This is a genomic window from Pseudomonas sp. WS 5412 (assembly GCF_012985615.1).
GTDB classification, from domain to species: domain Bacteria; phylum Pseudomonadota; class Gammaproteobacteria; order Pseudomonadales; family Pseudomonadaceae; genus Aquipseudomonas; species Aquipseudomonas shahriarae.
Genome location: NZ_JAARMB010000004.1, coordinates 1 through 18,992, shown reverse-complemented (window position 1 = coordinate 18,992; position 18,992 = coordinate 1). Strand labels below are relative to the sequence as shown.

At 61.9% G+C, this 18,992-nt stretch carries 14 protein-coding genes; 1 reads left to right on the top strand and 13 read right to left on the bottom strand.

Features of this window, described 5'->3' with window-relative positions:
- Positions 1-150 precede the first annotated feature (150 nt).
- A complete protein-coding gene (locus HBR94_RS07160) occupies positions 151-2,058 on the top strand; it encodes a methyl-accepting chemotaxis protein (protein WP_170044438.1) in 1,908 nt (635 codons plus the stop codon).
- A 15-nt stretch (positions 2,059-2,073) separates the two neighbouring features.
- Here the strand turns inward: HBR94_RS07160 and HBR94_RS07155 are convergent, their stop codons facing one another.
- The 13 genes from HBR94_RS07155 to hutH (HBR94_RS07095) all read right to left on the bottom strand — a co-directional run bounded on the left by HBR94_RS07155 (position 2,074) and on the right by hutH (HBR94_RS07095) (position 18,809).
- Positions 2,074-2,808: an amino acid ABC transporter ATP-binding protein gene (locus HBR94_RS07155; RefSeq protein ID WP_057437198.1), complete on the bottom strand. Its 735-nt coding sequence runs from the start codon at positions 2,806-2,808 to the stop codon at positions 2,074-2,076.
- Positions 2,801-3,760: an amino acid ABC transporter permease gene (locus tag HBR94_RS07150; RefSeq protein WP_057437196.1), complete on the bottom strand. Its 960-nt coding sequence runs from the start codon at positions 3,758-3,760 to the stop codon at positions 2,801-2,803. Before HBR94_RS07150 ends, HBR94_RS07155 begins: the two co-directional genes overlap by 8 nt.
- A 123-nt stretch (positions 3,761-3,883) precedes the next feature.
- On the bottom strand, positions 3,884-4,681 hold the full coding sequence (locus tag HBR94_RS07145) for a transporter substrate-binding domain-containing protein (RefSeq protein ID WP_057437194.1): 798 nt from the start codon (positions 4,679-4,681) through the stop codon (positions 3,884-3,886).
- Between the two features lie 222 nt (positions 4,682-4,903).
- Entirely contained in the window at positions 4,904-5,704 is an 801-nt protein-coding gene (locus HBR94_RS07140) for a transporter substrate-binding domain-containing protein (protein WP_169959931.1), read from the bottom strand.
- A gap of 229 nt (positions 5,705-5,933) precedes the next feature.
- The gene (gene mdoH, locus HBR94_RS07135; RefSeq protein ID WP_057437190.1) at positions 5,934-8,504 is read right to left on the bottom strand and encodes a glucans biosynthesis glucosyltransferase MdoH; all 2,571 of its coding nucleotides are present in this window, start codon (positions 8,502-8,504) and stop codon (positions 5,934-5,936) included.
- Entirely contained in the window at positions 8,497-10,233 is a 1,737-nt protein-coding gene (locus HBR94_RS07130; RefSeq protein WP_273506459.1) for a glucan biosynthesis protein G, read from the bottom strand. The genes mdoH and HBR94_RS07130 overlap by 8 nt, the downstream gene beginning before the upstream one ends.
- A 267-nt stretch (positions 10,234-10,500) precedes the next feature.
- Complete coding sequence (gene dtd / locus HBR94_RS07125; RefSeq protein WP_115127190.1) at positions 10,501-10,938, bottom strand: D-aminoacyl-tRNA deacylase; 438 nt, start codon at positions 10,936-10,938, stop codon at positions 10,501-10,503.
- A complete protein-coding gene (gene pip / locus HBR94_RS07120) occupies positions 10,935-11,906 on the bottom strand; it encodes a prolyl aminopeptidase (RefSeq protein WP_170044437.1) in 972 nt (323 codons plus the stop codon). Before pip ends, dtd begins: the two co-directional genes overlap by 4 nt.
- A gap of 268 nt (positions 11,907-12,174) precedes the next feature.
- Positions 12,175-12,975, bottom strand: coding sequence for an N-formylglutamate deformylase (hutG, locus tag HBR94_RS07115; RefSeq protein ID WP_169959934.1), 801 nt, complete (start codon positions 12,973-12,975; stop codon positions 12,175-12,177).
- A 29-nt stretch (positions 12,976-13,004) separates the two neighbouring features.
- Positions 13,005-14,210, bottom strand: a complete 1,206-nt coding sequence (hutI, locus tag HBR94_RS07110) for an imidazolonepropionase (RefSeq protein WP_057437177.1) — start codon at positions 14,208-14,210, stop codon at positions 13,005-13,007.
- 15 nt (positions 14,211-14,225) lie between these two features.
- Entirely contained in the window at positions 14,226-15,635 is a 1,410-nt protein-coding gene (locus tag HBR94_RS07105) for an amino acid permease (RefSeq protein ID WP_057437175.1), read from the bottom strand.
- A 92-nt stretch (positions 15,636-15,727) separates the two neighbouring features.
- On the bottom strand, positions 15,728-17,266 hold the full coding sequence (gene hutH / locus HBR94_RS07100) for a histidine ammonia-lyase (protein ID WP_115127187.1): 1,539 nt from the start codon (positions 17,264-17,266) through the stop codon (positions 15,728-15,730).
- Positions 17,267-17,285: 19 nt separating this feature from the next.
- Positions 17,286-18,809, bottom strand: a complete 1,524-nt coding sequence (hutH, locus tag HBR94_RS07095) for a histidine ammonia-lyase (RefSeq protein WP_057958073.1) — start codon at positions 18,807-18,809, stop codon at positions 17,286-17,288.
- Positions 18,810-18,992 lie beyond the last annotated feature (183 nt).

Sequence of the window (18,992 nt, the reverse complement as noted above, 5' to 3'; positions counted from 1 at the left end):
ATGCAGCTTGTGAAATTTCCTACATGTTTTTCAGGCCCTGATCGGTACGCCTGGCGCCCAAGGGAACTAGCGTTCAATGGGTTCACTGTGTCCACGCCCCTCGGCGTCCCGGCACGTTGATTTCCTTTGTGCACTTGCCGGAGGTTGGCCATGCTTCGTCGAATGACTCAACTGCTGGGTAACGCCAGCGTCACCCTCAAACTGGTCCTGGGTTTTGCCTTGGTGCTGGCCCTGAGCCTTGTGATTGCCCTGACTGGCTGGCAGGCCCTCGCCGCCTCGCTCTACCGCTCACAGACCCTAACCGTTCTCGCCCAACTGGCGGTCGCCGGCGAGGAGCTAAGGGCCGACCGCATCGTCTACCGCACCCTGGACGACGAGGCCAGCCTTGGCAAACTGAGCCAGTCCATGGAGAAGATCGACGGATATCTGGCCGAGCTTGCACAACGTCTGAAAGCGCCGAAACCCCAGCAGTATTTGCAAAGCATGGGGAACCTCTCCGAGCATTTCAAAACGACGCTCAAGGATGTCCCCGCGCGGGTCAAACAACGGGAAACCGCCCGTGAGCAGCTCAAACAGAGCTCTGTGCGCACCAGTGACGTCCTCGCGCAATTGGCCAGCGACCTGCCGGACCAGGAAGACGAAAAAGCCCTCGATGCCGTCGAAAGCCTGCGCCTGGCCATCGAACAGGCCGAAGACCGCGCCCTGAGCCCGGCCTGGGCCGCCAGCAGCCTGGATGTCTATACCCAGGAGGTCAACGACGCAGAACGCAGCCTCGAACTCGCCCAGTCGGCCGTGGAGAGGCTACCCGTGGACAGCAGCGCATTGAAAAATGCCGTACTCAACATTCGCACGCACCTGACACGCCTGCGGGACACCCAACTGACGACCGAAACCGCGCAAAACCAGCTCGAGCAGCAGTTGGACCAGCTACTGGCACAAAGCGACCTGCTTACTCAGGACCAGACTCAGCGCCGTGACCGGGAAGCCGAACAAGCCCGCACCCAGACCCTGGCCATTACCGGGGCGGCCCTGCTGTTCGGCGCCCTCGCCGCCTGGATAATCTCCGGGCAGATCGTCAAACCATTGCGCAGGGCGCTCACAGTGGCCAATCGCATTGCCGAGGGCGACTTGAGCCACGATGTGCAGACCCAGCGCCGTGATGAACTGGGCCAGTTGCAATGCAGCATGGCGCGAATGACCCTGAACCTGCGGGGGCTGATTGGCAGCATCAGCGACAATGCCCGGCAAATCGCCAGCGCCGCCGAGGAGCTTTCGGCCGTTACCGAGCAAACCCGGGTCGGCGTCAGCAATCAGCGCGACGAAACCGAGCAGGTGGCGACCGCCATGAACCAGATGCTCGCCACTGCCCAGGAGGTCGCCCGGCACGCCGAACAGGCCTCGATCGCCGCCACCCAGGCCAATCAGCAGACCGAACTGGGCGACCAGGTGGTGGCCGATGCGGTGGCACACATAGAACACCTCGCCCACGAAATGGCACGCTCAAGCCAGGCCATGCTGGGCCTGCAGCGGGAAAGCCAGAAGATCGGCAGTGTGCTGGAGGTGATCAAGTCGGTGTCCCAGCAGACCAACCTGCTGGCGCTCAATGCGGCAATCGAGGCCGCACGTGCCGGTGAGGCCGGCCAAGGGTTTGCGGTGGTGGCCGACGAAGTACGCAGCCTCGCCCAGCGTACCCAGCAGTCCGCTGAGGAAATCGAAGAGCTGATTGGCGGATTGCACAGCGGCACGCAACAGGTCGCCGATATCATGGACAACAGCCGCACTTTGACCGACCGCAGCGTCGGCCTGACCCGCAACGCCGGCGACGCCCTGACGGAAATCGCGCGCACCGTGCTGGTCATCCAGGAAATGAATCCACAGATCGCCGCCGCTGCCGAACAGCAAAGTGCGGTGGCCGAGGAGATCAACCGCAGCGTGTTGAAAGTCCGGGATGTGTCGGAGCAAACCGCCGCTGCCAGCGAACAGACAGCGGCGGCGAGTATCGAATTGGCACGCCTGGGCACGGACCTTCAGCAGTACGTGGGCAAGTTCAAGGTATGAACCTGCCCCTGGGCTTTACAGAACCTGGCGCAAGAACGCTTGTGCCCGTGGGTCCTTCGGCGCATCGAAGAACTGCGCGGGCGCAGCATCTTCCAACAGTTTGCCGTGATCAAAAAACAGCACACGGTCCGCCACTTCCCGGGCAAAGCCCATTTCGTGGGTCACGCAGACCATGGTCATGCCTTCCAGGGCCAGGGTCTTCATGACGTCCAGCACTTCGCCGACCATTTCCGGGTCCAGCGCCGAGGTGGGCTCGTCAAACAGCATGACCTTGGGCTCCATGGCCAACGCCCGGGCAATCGCCACACGCTGTTGCTGGCCGCCGGAGAGCCGCGAGGGGAACTCGTTGGCTTTCTGCGCAATGCCGACCTTTTCCAGCAAGGCCAGGGCCTTGGCCTCGCGCTCTTTCTTGCCGCGCTTGCGCACGACTTTCTGCGCCAGGCACAGGTTTTCCAGCACGGTCATGTGCGGGAACAGGTTGAAGTGCTGGAACACCATGCCGACTTCCCGGCGATAAGCGTTCACATCAGTCTTGGGGTCGGCCAGTTGCAGGCCGTCGATGCTCACCGAGCCCGAGTCGAACTCCTCCAGGCCGTTGAGGCAGCGCAGGAACGTCGATTTGCCGGAACCGGACGGACCGATCACCACCAACACTTCGCCCTTGGCCACCTGGGTGGTGACGTGATCCACCGCGCGCACCACGTGCCCACGGGTGTCGAAGACTTTTACCAGATCGCGGACTTCAATCACTTTGGGCGAGCCTCCGCTCAAGCCGGCTGGCCATTTTCGACAGCGGCAGGTTGATCAGCAGGTACAGGCCTGCGACACAGAACAGGATTTCAAACGGCGAAAACGAGGTGGTGATGACTTCACGGCCGCTTTTGAGCAGCTCGGTGATAGCGATCACCGACACCAGCGAGGTGTCCTTGACCAGGCTGATAAATTGCCCGGCCAACGGCGGCAGCACGCGCTTGAAGGCTTGCGGCAGTACCACGTGGCGCATCGACTGGCTGGCACTCAGCCCCAGGGAACGGGCCGCTTCGCCTTGGCCACGGGCAATCGACTGCACGCCCGCGCGCACGATTTCCGCCACGTAGGCGCCGGTAAACAGCGACAGCGCGGCGATACCGGCAAACTCACGCGATAGGTTCAGCACCGTGCCGATAAAGAAGTAGAAAATGAAGATCTGTACCAATAGCGGCGTGCCACGCACCAGTTCGACGTAGATCGTCGACAGATCGCGCAAGGTCGGGTTATTCGACAACCGACACAAACCGGTCGCCAGGCCGATGAGCAGGCCCAATACCCCCGACACCAGAGACAGCCACAAGGTGGTCCACAAGCCCCACATCAACGGGCCCAACGCCCAATGCCGGGTCACACCGATCACATCGCCTTCGGCCACATCGTCGCCACGGGCTACTTGCAGGCTGTTTTCGGCCACCGTCAGGTGCTGCTCGGCGCCTGCGTCGTTACGCAGGGTGACTTCAGCCACGTCGCCCTTGCGCACCAACTCGACCACCGTGGAAATATCCGCCGCGCGCTTGGACTCTTCGGCCTGGTAGGCAAAGTATTGCGGCACACGGTTCCAGCGCCATTCGTAGGACATCAGCGAGGTGGCGTAGTACAACGCGCCGGCCATGCCGACTAGCACCAGCACGGTCAGCAGGTGCCAGGGCCATTGGGCTTTTTTCTGTTTCATTGCGAGTTCCGGGAGGTGTATCGGCTGTCAGGCCGCCATCGCGGGCAAGCCCGCTCCCACCTTGGAATGCACTCCAGCTGTGGGGACGGGCTTGCCCGCGATGGGCGCGACGCGGTTGCTAGCTTATTCCATGTCCTTGAGCCACTCGGAGCTCTTGAACCACTTGTCATGGATGCGATCGTAGGTGCCGTCGTGCTTGATCTGGTGCAGGAAGTTGTTGATGAAGTTGATGCTGTCGTAGTCGCCCTTCTTCAAGCCGAATGCCAGGGGCTCATAGGTGAAGGGTTCTTCGAGGTATACCAGCTTGCCGTTGCCGACTTTTTTCTCGGCCACCACGTTGTACGGCGCGTCGTAGACAAAGGCATCGGCCTTGCCGTTGACCACGTCAAGCACACCTTCCTGCTCGTTGTCGTAGCCGTGGTACTTGGCCTTGGAGATCAGCTTCTTGGCCACCATCTCGCCGGTGGTGCCGAGCTTGGAGGTCAGACGGTACTTTTCGTCGTTCAGGTCTTTGTAGGACTTGATAGTGCCTTCCAGTTCCTTGCGGATCAGCAGGGTCTGGCCCACCACGATGAACGGTTCGCTGAAGTTCAGGCGCAGGTTGCGCTCCTGGGTCAGGGTCATGCCGCTGCCGATCATGTCGAACTTGCCGGTCAGGAACGCCGGGATGATCCCGTCGTAACCGGTAGAGACCAGTTCCAGCTTGACCCCCATGGACTTGGCTAGCGCCTTGAGCAGGTCGACTTCAAAACCAATGATTTCGCCGCGCTTGTTGGTCATCTCGAACGGCATGTAGGTCGGATCCATGCCGACTTTCAAGGTGCCGCGCTTGACCGCTTCGTCAATCGCCCCGGCCTGGGCCGTATTGACCGCCAGCAGGGCCGTCACGCCGAGCATCAGCATCGAAAGATACTTTTTCATCACCAAGTCCCCTGACTCATTTTATTTTGATGCGGGCCCCAGCAGGGCTGCACTATTTCTTCGGGGAGCGATGCTAACCCACTCGCCCACTGGCACAAAGGTCTAGCCGGGATTTGTTGGCTGATATGACAGAAAAACCCTACAAAAACCCGGAGAAAGCGCAGTTAGAGAGTTTGCCCTACTGGGCGCCCCCTGTATGAGTTATGTAAGAAGTTGTGACCGTCATTCGATCTCCGACAGCCAGTCCGTGTCCCGGAACCACTTGTCATGCAGCCGATCGTAGGTGCCGTCCTGGGCAATCTGATTAAGGAAGTGATTGATCCAGTTCAGGCTGTCGTAGTCGCCCTTCTTCAGCCCAAACGCCAGGGGTTCGTAGGTGAAGGGTTGCTCCAGGGCCAGCAGTTTGCGGTTTTGTGGCTTGGCCAGGGCGATTAGGTTATAGGGCGCATCATGGATAAACGCATCAACCCCACCGCTGACCACCTGGCGGACGCCTTCCTCCGCCGTGGCAACGCTCTGCAGTTGCGCAGCCCCCAGGAAGCGCCGCGCCGCCACTTCGCCCGTGGTGCCATCCGCCGCCGCAATCCGGTAGCCGGCTTCGTTCAAGTCTTCAATGCTGCTGACTTTGCCGGCCAGGCGCGGGTGAAGCAGCACGGTCTGGCCGACAATGATGAATGAATCACTGAAGTTGAGTTTGAGGTTGCGCTCCTGGGTCACGGTCATGCCACTGCCGATCAGGTCGAACCGGCCGGCCAGCAGGCCCGGGATCAGTTCGGTATAAGCCACCGGAACCCATTCCAGGGTCACCCCCAGGGCTTTGCCCATTTCTTCAAGCAGGTCTGCTTCGAAGCCGATGACCCGCCCCTGTTTGTCAGTCATTTCGAAAGGCACATAGTTGGGATCCGTCCCCACCTTCAAGACCCCGCGCCGCACGGCCTCATCAATCGCGCCTGCGTGTGCCATCTGCAGCTGTACCAACGCGACAATGCCCAGCAGCAGCATCGACCAGTAACCCTTGATCATGAAAAGCCCCTTTTTCATTACACAGCCGCACACCGGGCGTTGCGGGTTTAGCGCAAACCAGAGGCGGTCGATTCAGATTTGGGGGGCGATGCTAACCCACCGGCAGGCAGGGCAATACGCCTTGAACCAGGGTCTTTTGTATCGAAGTTAGAAGGGTGAAGCAGAAGCGACAAGCGCTGTAGGAGAGGCGTATCAAGCGCCCCCGAGACAGGTCTCGGGGGCGTCTGAATCAGGCAGGTTGCGCCTGGGATGACAGCGGTTGCAGCGGCAGCAGCGGCGCATGGGGGTCGGCCTTGACCGACTCGCGCCAGGCACCCAGCCATTCGGCATGCCCCTCGCTCCAGACTTGCTCATGCAGGCGTGCCAGGGCTACCGGGTCGCTGAGCAACGCCACGCGCTCGTTGTTGTTCAGGCCGGCAGGGCCGACTTTCAACGCATGCCGCACACGCTCGATACGCAGCCACTCGATCGGCTCTGCCTGACCATGTCGGGACGTTGCCAGGGCACAGGCCAGGGCATTCTGTTGCGGATCGACCACTGCCCGGATAAACCCGTCATTGAGTGCATGCCAACGGTTTTCGTGGGTATAGCGGTCGGTCGACAGCAGCGCCTGCGGCGGATTGTATTCCTCGGGGATCAGGAACAGGCTTTCGTCGCGGGACTTGAGGCCCAGATTGACCCGGCTGGAGATCACCGACACCGGGATCGACAGCATCAGCGAACCGACAATCGGCACCAGCCACCACAGGAAGCTGGGGTTCAACCACACCACCAGCAGCGCCCAGAAGAAGCCCAGCAAGGTCTGCGGACCGTGGCGCTTGACCGCCTCGCTCCAGGGCGTGGAGTCGTCGTCACGTTGCGGCGAGTTCCAGGTCGCGGCCCAGCCGAGGAACGCAGCGAGCACGAAACGGGTGTGGAAAATCATCCGTACCGGCGCCAGCAGCATGGAGAACAACATCTCCAGGAGCATCGACAAGGTCACCTTGAACTTGCCACCGAACTCTTTCGCGCCCTTGGCCCAGATCAGGATGATGCTCAGCAATTTAGGCAGGAACAGCAGCACGATGGTGGTGGAGAACAGCGCCACCGCCTTGTCCGGATGCCATTGTGGCCACAGCGGGTACAACTGGCGCGGCGCCATGAAGTACTGCGGCTCCATCAGGGTGTTGACCGCCAGCAGGGCCGTGGACAGCACCAGGAACAGGAACCACAACGGTGCCGACAGGTACGACATCACGCCGGTGAGGAATACCGCACGGTGTACCGGGTGCATGCCCTTGACCAGGAACAGGCGGAAGTTCATCAGGTTACCGTGGCACCAGCGACGGTCACGCTTGAGCTCGTCCAGCAGGTTGGGCGGCAGTTCTTCGTAGCTGCCCGGCAAGTCGTAGGCAATCCACACGCCCCAGCCGGCACGGCGCATCAGCGCAGCTTCAACGAAGTCGTGGGAAAGAATCGAACCGGCGAACGCACCTTTGCCGGGCAACGGCGCCAGGGCGCAGTGCTCGATAAACGGCTTCATGCGGATGATCGCGTTGTGGCCCCAGTAGTGGGATTCGCCCAACTGCCAGAAGTGCAGGCCGGCGGTGAACAGCGGGCCGTAGACGCGGGTGGCGAACTGCTGCATGCGTGCATACAGGGTGTCCATGCCCGAGGCACGTGGCGCGGTCTGGATGATCCCGGCGTCCGGCGTGGCTTCCATCAGGCGCACCAGGCTGGTCAGGCATTCGCCGCTCATCACGCTGTCGGCGTCGAGGACCACCATGTACTTGTAGTCACCGCCCCAGCGACGGCAGAAGTCGTCGAGGTTGCCGCTCTTGCGTTTGACGCGACGGCGACGGCGGCGATAGAAAATCTTGCCAAAACCACCGGCTTCGCGGCACACGTCGAGCCAGGCTTGCTGTTCGGCGATGCAGATATCGGCGTCGTTACTGTCACTGAGCACGAAGAAATCGAAGCGGTCCAGATCGCCAGTGGCAGCGACCGACTCAAAGGTCGCACGCAAGCCGGCAAACACCCGGGGCACGTCTTCGTTGCAGATCGGCATCACCAGCGCGGTACGGGCCTCTTTCGGGATCGGCTCGTCGCCGGCGCTTTTGCCGGAGATCCGGTACTTGTCGTGACCGGTAAGCAGTTCAAGGAAGCCCATCAGCGCGGTCCAGAAACCTGCCGAAACCCAGCAGAACAGAATCCCGAACATGATCAGGATACTGGTTTGCAGGGCGTAGGGCAGGACCTGGGTAGCGGTTTGCAGCAGGGTCTGGTTGCGCACCTCGTCAAAGTCGACGAAGGACCAGCCCTGGTAAGGCATGATGCCTTTCATGTACCAGCCGGCCACAATCGTCTGGCCGAGCATCAGCACCAGCAGGATATAGCGGCGGATCGAACCGACCGTGCGCCAGCGCGCAGCCGGCAGCACGCGCTCGTCTTTCGGCGGCGCTGGAGGGTTGCTGCGGCCGGTCAGCCGGCGCCAGCCACGCACCAGGATATTGGTGCGCCAAGGCTCGGGCACCACTTTGGTACGGCGGATCGGCGGCGTGGCCTTGAGGCAAACCCGACCGCTGGCGTCGAGCACCAGCATTTCGGCTTCCTCTAGCTCCTCGGCAGTGTTGAGGGTCAGCCGGCGGCCAACCGACGCCTGCGCGGCGTCCACCGGTGCGTCAAAGGTCGACGACGACAGGCGCTCGTGCAGTTCGGAGAAGGACTTGCAGCCCGCCAGTTCGGCGCGCTGCTCGTCGGTCATCGGAAGATGCGCCAGGTACTCGGCAAGAGTCTCTGGCTGGACTTGAGAGTTACTCATCGGCAGGCAACTGATTGCTCCAGGTTTCGGTCAGGACTTGTTCTGTCTTGACTGGCTCCGGGGTGGCTGGGGCAGCTTCTGGCTGCTTGTCTTGCTTGTCCTTGGCGTCTTTCTTGGCCTGTTTCTCGTGTTGCTTGGCCAAGACTTTGTCAGCCTTCAGGACTTGGGTGGAAGCCTGCTCTGGCTCAGGCTTGACGATGTCCTGGACCAGGGCCGCACGCATTTCGGTCGGCTTGCCTGCATCCTTGATCTTCAAGCGCAGGGTCAGGCGCCAGCCTTTGGTGTGCGGGTTGTAGCGCACGCTGTTTTCCACGACTTCGCCGTTTTCGCCGACGCTGACCTGGCTGCGCACCGCCGCATCGGGCTTCAGGGCCTTGAGGGACGGGCCTTCGAAGTCCACCAGATAGGCCACGCTGCCGTCTGGCTGGCGGATCAGGTTGGACTGTTTCACATCACCGGTAGAACGCAGGGTCTGTTTGACCCAGGCACTGTCCGGCGAGTGGAACGGTGCATCGTTGAGAGTCCAGTGCAGACGGTAGGCGATATCCAGCGGCTCGCCGGGCTTAGGCAGTTCGGCCGGGCTCCAGAAGGCAACGATGTTGTCGTTGGTTTCATCGGCGGTCGGAATCTCTACCAGATCCACGGAACCCTTGCCCCAGTCGCCTTCAGGCTCGATCCAGGCGCTTGGGCGCTTGTCGTAGTTGTCGTCGAGGTCTTCGTACTGGCTGAAGTTGCGACCACGCTGCAACAAGCCGAAACCACGTGGGTTTTCTACCGAGAAGTTGCTGACCGACAGGTGTTTTGGGTTGTTCAGCGGGCGCCAGATCCACTCGCCGTTACCGGCATGGATCGACAGGCCGCTGGAGTCGTGCAGTTCACGACGGTAGTTGAGCACTTTGGACGGCTGGTTGGCGCCGAACAGGAACATGCTGGTCAGCGGGGCAACGCCCAGCTTGCTGACCTTGTCACGCAGGAACATCTGCGACTTGACGTCGACAATGGTGTCGGTGCCCGGGCGCAGGATCAGGCGGTAGGCGCCAGTGGCCCGCGGCGAATCCAGCAAGGCGAAGATCACCAGGTGCTTGTCGCCCGGCTTTGGACGCTCGATCCAGAATTCGGTGAAACGCGGGAACTCTTCGCCGGACGGCAGCGCGGTATCAATCGCCATGCCACGGGCGGACAGGCCATAGACCTGGTCCTTGCCCACGACGCGGAAATAGCTGGCGCCGAGCATGGTCATGATTTCGTCTTGCTTGTCGTCCTTGTTGATGGGGTACAGCACGCGAAAGCCGGCATAACCCAGCTGATCGGTGGCCTTAGGATCAAACTTGACGTCGCCGAAATCGAAACGAGTCGGGTCGTACTTGATTTCCTGGACGTCGGTCGCGGTGATTTCGTTGATCTTCACCGGCGTGTCGAAGTGCATGCCCTGGTGATAGAAGGACAGCTTGAACGGAGTTTTCTGCTCGGCCCACTCGGCTTTTTCATTGCGGAAACGAATTTTCTGGTAGTCAGCGAACTTCATTTCGCGGAATTCGTTCGGCAGATTGCTGCGCGGGGCTTCGTATTTCTGCCCGGCCAGCTCTTTTGCCTTGGCCGACACATCGTCCAGGCTGAATGCCCACAGTTGACCCGCGCCGAACAGGCAAAACAGGGCGGAGCCCGTCACCAGTGCGTTTCGTAACCGTTTGGCAGACAATTTTGGTGCATTACAGGGACTAACAATCACGAGCAACCCTCGCCGAAAACAGATCAAAAAACCAACGGCCAGCTATCTATATGCCAGGTTGGCGAGCATTGTTCCGACTCCGATGGGGCTAAATGATTCCCCAAGGGCGACCGGACAAGTCTCTACCTAAATCAAAAATGGACCAATTTACGCTGATCCCCGTAGCGCGCGATTATCTAGTAGCCCGTGAGATAACGCAGCAGGGTCAGCCAAGTATTTGTAGCGAAAACTTGCGTTTTTGCGCATTAAAAGTCGTTTTTCATACAATCAGGTCTGTAAAAGGAAGGTGACCGGCCCGTCATTGACCAAATGCACCTGCATATCCGCGCCAAAACGCCCCGACGCCACCGTGCCATGCAATTGTTGCGCTTGTGACAACAAGTGCTCGAAAAGCGCTTCGCCCAACGCCGGTGGCGCCGCGGTGGAGAAGCTGGGACGCAGGCCGCTTTTGGTATCGGCTGCCAGGGTGAACTGGGACACCAGCAGCAAACCACCGCCAATGTCCTTCAACGACAGGTTCATCTTGCCCTCGTCGTCACTGAACACCCGGTAGTTAAGCAGCTTATGCAACAACTTGTCGGCACTGGCGGCGGTATCTGAAGGTTCAACGGCCACCAGTACCAGCAAACCCTGGTCTATCGCGCCCACCACTTGCCCCGCCACCTCGACCCGGGCGCCACGCACCCGTTGCAAAAGGCCCTTCATGCTTCTTCAGGGGGCAGATCAAGCAGGCGTCGTGCCATATCGCCCGCCGCACGCACCAGCGCATCGGTGATGCCCGGCTCGGACGCCGCGTGACCCGCCTCGCGGATCACCTGCAACTCACTGTTCGGCCAGGCCTGGTGCAGCTCCCAGGCATTATCCAGCGGGCAGATCATATCGTAGCGGCCATGCACGATGATCCCCGGCAGATGGGCGATCTTGTGCATATCGCGAATCAGCTGGTTGGGCTCCAGGAACGAGTTATTGGTGAAGTAGTGGCACTCAATGCGCGCAATCGACAACGCGCGCTGGGGCTCGGAGAAGCGCTCGATCAGCTGCGGGCTGGGGCACAGGCCGAGCATGCGGCCTTCCCAGGTGGACCAGGCCTTGGCGGCATGCATCTGGGCGATCTGGTCATTGCCGGTCAGGCGCTTGTGGTAGGCGCTGATCATGTCGTGGCGCTCTTCCACCGGGATTGGCGCGATGTAGTCCTGCCAGTAGTCCGGGAACAGGCGGCTCGCGCCGGCCTGGTAGAACCACTGGATATCCTGGGGGCGGGCCAGGAAGATGCCGCGCACAATCAGGCCAAGCACGCGATCAGGGTGGGTTTGTGCATAGGCCAGGGCCAGGGTCGAGCCCCAGGAACCACCGAACAGCACCCATTTTTCAATCCCCAGGTGCTCGCGAATGCGCTCAAGGTCGGCAACCAGGTCCCAGGTGGTGTTGTTTTCCAGGCTGGCCCGCGGAGTGGAGCGCCCGCAGCCGCGCTGGTCAAAGGTGACGATGCGGTACAGGTTCGGATCGAAATAGCAGCGACTGTTGGCATCGCAGCCGGCGCCGGGACCGCCATGGATGAAGACCACGGGCAAACCTTGCGGGGAACCACTTTCGTCGACATACAGCGTGTGGGTTTCATCGACGGCCAGATCGTGCCGGACGTAGGGTTTGATCTGCGGGTACAAAGTCTGCATTGCGCGCTCCGTAAGGGGTCGGGTCCATCCCTGGGGGGACGTCTATTATTTTGCCGTCTGGCATCATAAACCCGAATTGTGCAATGAGCATGTCCTTGAGGACTTAGACCTGTGTCAGTGATCAGCCAGGAAGGTTCGCGCACCACGTGTGGGAGCGGGCTTGCTCGCGATAGCGGCGGATCAGTCGACATATTGGGAACTGACGGACCGCCATCGCGGCGATGCGGCGACCTGACAAGCCCGCTCCCACATTTTGATCCTCGTTGACTCAGGTGTAGTGCTTCTGGCCCCACGCCAAGAACCCTTCCAGCAACTGCCTCAACACCACCCGCGTCGGCTCGGCCAGATCCTGTCGATACCTGAACGGCTCAAACTCCTCCATGTACGTGCACTGCCCCAACTCCAACTGCACCGCATGAATATCCTGCGCCGGGTTGCCGTAGTGCCGGGTGATATGCCCGCCCTTGAAGCGCCCGTTCAGCACATGGCTGTAGTGCGGATGCGCCGCGCAGATGGCTTCCAACTGGCTGGCCAACTGGGGGTCGCAGGCGGCGCCATTGAAGGTGCCGAGGTTGAAGTCCGGTAGCTTGCCGTCGAACAGGTGTGGGATCACCGAGCGGATCGAGTGGGCGTCGAACAGCAGCGCGTAGCCGAATTCGGCCTTGAGCCGCGCCAGTTCCTGTTGCAGGGTCTGGTGATAAGGCGTCCAGATCTGCTCCAGATAGGTCGCCCGCTCCGCCTTCGACGGCTCCTTGCCTTCACTAAACAACGGCACGCCATCAAACAGCGTCGCGGGAAACAGGCCGGTGGTCGCCCCGGCATACAGCGGCTTGTCGTCCGACGGCCGGTTCAAGTCGATGACAAAACGCGAATACTCGGCCGCCAGGGTGCTGGCCCCCAGCTCTGCAGCAAAATCGTACAGCGTAGGGATATGCCAGTCGGTATCCGGCAGGCTTTGCGCCTCGGGGATCAGGCCCGCTGCAACCGCAGGCGTCAGGCGCAGGCCGGCGTGGGGCATGCTGATCAGCAGCGGTGTGCGGCCTTGTTTGAAGTTCAGAACCTTATCCACAGCAGTACTCCTTACTCACAAAGGCAACCTTACACATCGACGTCGACGCCATGGCGCACGACGCGTTTATCCAACTCGCCACCCAGCCAGTAGGCCAGGTCGGCGGGGCGGTCGATCTGCCAGGCGACAAAATCCGCGACCTTGCCCACTTCCAGCGAGCCATGGGTGTCGCCCATGCCCAACGCCGTGGCGGCATGCCGGGTGACACCGGCCAGGGCTTCTTCCGGGGTCATGCGGAACAGGGTGCAGGCCATGTTCAGCATCAGCCGCACGGACAAGGCCGGCGAGGTGCCGGGGTTGAGGTCGCTGGCAATGGCGATCTTCACCCCGTGCTTGCGCAAGGCGTCCATCGGCGGCAACTGGGTTTCGCGCAAAAAGTAGAATGCGCCCGGTAGCAACACGGCAACGGTACCGGCGGCGGCCATGGCGATGGCGTCTTCTTCGGTCATGAACTCCAGGTGATCCGCCGACAGCGCCTGATACCGCGCCGCCAGGCTGGAGCCGTGCAGCGACGACAGTTGCTCGGCGTGCAACTTTACCGGCAACCCCAAGCGCTGCGCGACCTTGAATACGCGCTCCACCTGCTCGGTGGAAAACGCCAGGTATTCGCAGAACGCATCCACCGCATCCACCAACCCTTCTGCTGCCAGGGTCGGCAGCATCTCGTTGCAGATGTGCTCGATATAGTCGTCGGCACGATCCTTGTACTCCGGCGGCAACGCATGGGCCGCCAGGCACGTGGCACGCACGCTGACCGGCAGCTCCTGGCCCAGGCGCCGGGCCACCCGCAGCATCTTGCGCTCGTTGGCCAGGTCCAGGCCGTAGCCGGACTTGATCTCCACCGTGGTCACGCCATCGCGCAGCAAACTGCGCAGGCGCTTGCGGCTACTGTCGAACAGCTCTTCCTCGGTCGCCGCACGCGTGGCACGAACGGTGCTGGCAATGCCGCCGCCGGCCGCCGCGATCTCGGCGTAGCTCACGCCTTGCAGGCGCTGCTCGAATTCGCCGCTGCGGTTGCCGCCAAATACCGTGTGGGTATGGCAGTCGATCAGCCCCGGCGTGACCCACGCCCCTTGCAAGTCATGGGTCTGCGCGTAGTCGCCAGGCGGCAGCTCGGCACGGGGGCCGATCCACTCGATCAGCGAACCGGCCGTGACCATGGCGCCATCCTCGATGATCGAGTACTCGCCCCGGGCCATGGTTGCGATGTGGCAGTGTTGCCAAAGCGTTTTCATCAACGCCTCCCTAAGTTATCGGTGAGACAAAGCCGGGTCGTAATTGACCTTGGCCGCTTGCCCGGCTGCGGGCTTGACCCACAGCAGGTAGGCGAGGACCAGCAACACGATCCATACGGCGCCCACCAGCAGCGCGGCCTGGGTGTCCGGGAAGTAGCCCAGTACACCAAAAATAAACAGCATGAACACAATGGCCGCCGCCGGCGCATAGGGCCAGAACGGTACCGGGAATTTCAGTTCGGCGATCTGCGCCTTGGTCATCGAGCGGCGCATCGCCACCTGCGTGACCAGGATCATCAGCCACACCCACACGGTAGCGAAGGTGGCAATCGAGGCAATCACCAGGAATACGTTTTCCGGGATCAGGTAGTTCAACACCACGCCGCCCAGCAGCGCTGCGCCCATCACCACCACGGTCATCCACGGCACACCGTGGCGCGACAGTTGCGCAAAGCCCTTGGGCGCCTGCCCTTGCTGGGCCAGGCCGTACATCATGCGGCCGGCACCGAAGATGTCACTGTTGATGGCCGAGACGGCCGCCGAAATCACCACGATATTGAGGATGGTCGCCGCCGAGCCAATCCCCAGGTTGCTGAAGATCTGCACGAATGGGCTGCCTTGGCTGCCGATCTGCGGCCACGGGTAGATGGCCATCAGCACAAACAGGGTCAGCACGTAGAACAACAGGATGCGCAGCGGTACCGCGTTGATCGCCTTGGGGATCACCCGTTGCGGGTCCTTGGCTTCACCGGCAGTGATGCCGATGATCTCGATGCCGCCAAAGGCAAACATCACCACCGCAAACGAGGCGATCAGGCCGCCCAGGCCATTGGGCATGAAGCCACCGTGGGCCCACAGGTTGCTCAACCCGCTGGCCGGTGCGTCAGCCGCCGAATGCACGCCAAACAGCATGATGCCGAACCCGCCAAGGATCATCGCGACAATCGCGCCGACCTTGAGCAACGACAGCCAGAACTCCATTTCGCCGAACACCTTGACGTTGCACAGGTTCAGCCCGCCGATCAGTAGGACGATGCCGAGCACCCAGACCCAGCGTGCGACCTCGGGAAACCAGAAGCCCATGTAGATGCCGAAGGCGGTGACGTCCGCCAGGCAGACGATGATCATTTCAAAAGCGTAGGTCCAACCGAGGATAAAACCGGCCATCGGGCCCAGGTAAGTGCTGGCGTACTGGCCGAACGAGCCGGACACCGGATTGTGCACGGCCATTTCGCCGAGGGCGCGCATCACCATAAACACGGCGGCGCCGCCGATCAGGTAGGCCAGCAACACCGCCGGGCCGGCCATTTGGATCGCCGAGGCAGAACCGTAGAACAGCCCGGTGCCGATCGCCGACCCCAGTGCCATGAAGCGAATATGGCGGGCGGTCAGTCCGCGTTTGAGACCTTGTGCTTGCTGGTGCATTTCTCGTCCCTAATTATTGTTATCCAGAGAGAATCCGAACCTATGGGCGACCCCATGCGGGAGCCAACTCCCACACAGGATCGGTGTGCGGCTTACAGGCTCGGCAGCAGCTTGGCCGGCACCAACTCGTTCAGGCAGCGGCTGGCCAACAGTTCGCTGGCGGCGTTGATATCCGGGGCGAAGAAGCGGTCCTTGTCATAGAACCCCACTTTGGCGCGCAGGATCCCACGGGCCTTTTCCAGCTTGGGCGAGGTTTTCAGGCCATCGCGCAGGTCCAGGCCCTGGCAGGCGGCCAGCCATTCCACTGCGAGCACCCCACGGGTATTTTCAGCCATTTCCCACAGGCGCTTGCCGGCAGCCGGCGCCATCGACACGTGGTCTTCCTGGTTGGCCGACGTCGGCAGGCTGTCGACGCTATGGGGATGGGACAACGCCTTGTTCTCGCTGGCCAACGCCGCTGCCGTCACCTGGGCAATCATGAAACCGGAGTTGACCCCGCCATTGCCCACCAGGAACGGCGGCAATTGCGACATGTGCTTGTCCATCATCAACGAGATACGGCGCTCGCTCAGGGAGCCGATTTCAGCAATGGCCAGGGCCATGTTGTCGGCGGCCATTGCCACCGGTTCGGCGTGGAAGTTACCGCCGGAGATCACATCGCCTTCGGCGGCGAATACCAGCGGGTTATCCGATACCGCGTTGGCTTCGACCACCAACACTTCGGCCGCCTGGCGGAACTGGGTCAGGCAGGCGCCCATGACTTGCGGCTGGCAGCGCAGGGAGTACGGGTCTTGCACTTTGTCGCAGTTCTGGTGGGACTGGGACACCTGGCTGCTTTCACCGAGCAGGTCGCGATAGGCGGCGGCCGAGTCGATCTGCCCACGCTGGCCACGGGCTGCATGGATGCGCGCGTCGAACGGCGAGCGCGAGCCCAGCACCGCTTCCACGGTCAGGCCGCCACAGGCGATGGCGGCGGCGAACAGGTCTTCGCCTTCGAACAAGCCGCGCAGGGCGTAGGCCGTGGAGACCTGGGTGCCATTGAGCAGCGCCAGGCCTTCCTTGGCAGCCAGGGTCAGCGGCGTGAGACCGGCGACTTTCAGCGCTTCGGTCGCCTCCAGCCACTCACCTTTGTAACGGGCCTTGCCTTCGCCCAGCAGCACCAGGGACATATGGGCCAGCGGCGCCAAGTCACCGGACGCGCCCACCGAGCCCTTGAGCGGGATATGCGGGTAGACCTCGGCGTTGATCAAGGCGATCAGCGCGTCGATCACCTGCCGGCGAATCCCGGAGAAACCGCGGCTCAGGCTGTTGACCTTGAGCACCATCACCAAACGCACCAGCGCATCGCTGATCGGCTCGCCGACACCGGCAGCGTGGGACAACACCAGGGAACGCTGGAGGTTTTCCAGGTCTTCGCTGGCGATACGGGTCGAGGCCAGCAGGCCGAAACCGGTGTTGATGCCATAGGCGGTGCGGTTCTCGGCGAGAATCTGCTCGACACAGGCCACACTGGCTTCGATCTGCGCCGAGGCGCTGTCATCCAGGCTGAGGGTTACCGGCTGCTGGTAGATGGCCCGCAGTTGGGCAAGGGTCAGTTGGCCTGGAATCAGATTTAGCGCAGTCACATTCATGCTCCTTTTGAAATAGGGTTCAGTGCAAATTCGGTAAAGCGTGGTTCAACAAATCGGTGTTCTTGAGCAGTGCCGCCGTGGTCGCGATGTCCGGCGCCAACCAACGGTCCTGTTCATAGGCCGGGACGTGCTCGCGCAGCAGGCGCCAGGCGGTGTGGGTGCCGGCGCCGAAGCCTTGTGCCTTGAGGAACTCAAAGGCCTGGGCCGCCAGCAGGTATTCGATGGCGAGGATCTGGGTGAGGTTTGCCAACACTGAGTGCAGCTTGAGCGCGGCGTTGGTGCCCATGCTCAGGTGGTCTTCCTGCAGGCCCGAGGTGACGAAGTTGTCGAGCACGGCCGGCTGCGCCAGTTGGCGATTCTGCCCACAGAGGGAAGCGGCGACGTACTGCACGATCATCATCCCCGAGTTGACCCCGGGGTTACTCACCAGGAATGCCGGCAAGCCGCTGACGTGGGGGTTGATCAGGCGGTCCAGGCGGCGCTCGGCGATGGAGCCGATTTCCGCCATGGCGATGGCCAGCATATCCGCCGCCAGCGCCACGGACTGGCCGTGGGGGTTGGCCTGGGACACCACGCGGTAGTTGTCCGGCGTGCCCAGCAGCAGTGGGTTGTCGGTGGCACCGTTGAGTTCGGTTTCGATCTGCCGGGTGGCGTGCTCCAGTTGATCGCGGGCGGCGCCGTGGACCTGGGGGATCGAACGGATGCTCAGCGCGTCCTGGGTACGAATGCCACGGCTGGCGGCAATCACCTCGCTGCCCTCGAGCAGGGCCCGCAGGTTACTGCCGACCTGCTGCATGCCGGGGTGTGGCTTGAGGGCGATGATCTGCTCATCGAAGGCGTCGATCTGCCCGCGTTGTGCTTCAAAACTCATGGCGCCGATCACATCGGCCCATTGCAGCAAGTGGTGGGCATCGGCCAGGGCCAGGCAGCTCAGGCCACTCATGCATGGTGTGCCATTGACCAGGCACAGGCCGTCCTTGGCGCCGAGCACCACCGGCTGCAAGCCTTCGGCGGCCAGCGCCGCCTCGGCCGTCACAATCTGGCCGCGATAGCTGACATTTCCCACTCCCAGCAGGGCAATGCCGATATGGGCCATGTGGGTCAGGTAGCCCACCGAGCCCTGGGACGGCACGTGCGGGGTGATGCCATGGTTGAGCAGCGCCAGCAGCGAATGCACCACCTGCGGATGCAGGCCGGACTTGCCCTGGCTGAAGTTGATGATGGCCGCGCAGATGATCGCGCGGGTCTGTTCATCACTCAGCGGCGCTCCCACACCACAGGCGTGGCTGAGCAAGGTGTTGCGCGACAGTTGACTCAGTTGCTCGCCCTTGAGCGACACATTGCACAAGGCGCCCAGGCCGGTGTTGACGCCATAGGCCCGCTCGCCGCTGGTGACGATGCGTTGCACGATGGCCTGGGCATTGTCGATCCGCGCCCAGGCCGGGCCCGACAGCTCCAGCTCGGCGCCGAAGCGCGCGACGGCAACCACGTCCTGCCAGTGCAGGGGGGTGTCGGCGATGACGATTTTTTTAGCCTGGGACATCTTCATACCTTCTTCAATTCTTTTGCAGCCTTGCCGGCCTCTTCGCGAGCAAGCCCGCTTGTATGGTTAGACTTGTAGGGGTGGTGGGACTAAAAGCCAGCATCTGACTCTAGCCAGTACAGACCGTGGGAGACTTCGCCCCACCCCTTCACCAAAGCGCCGATAAGGAATGCATCGGCCATG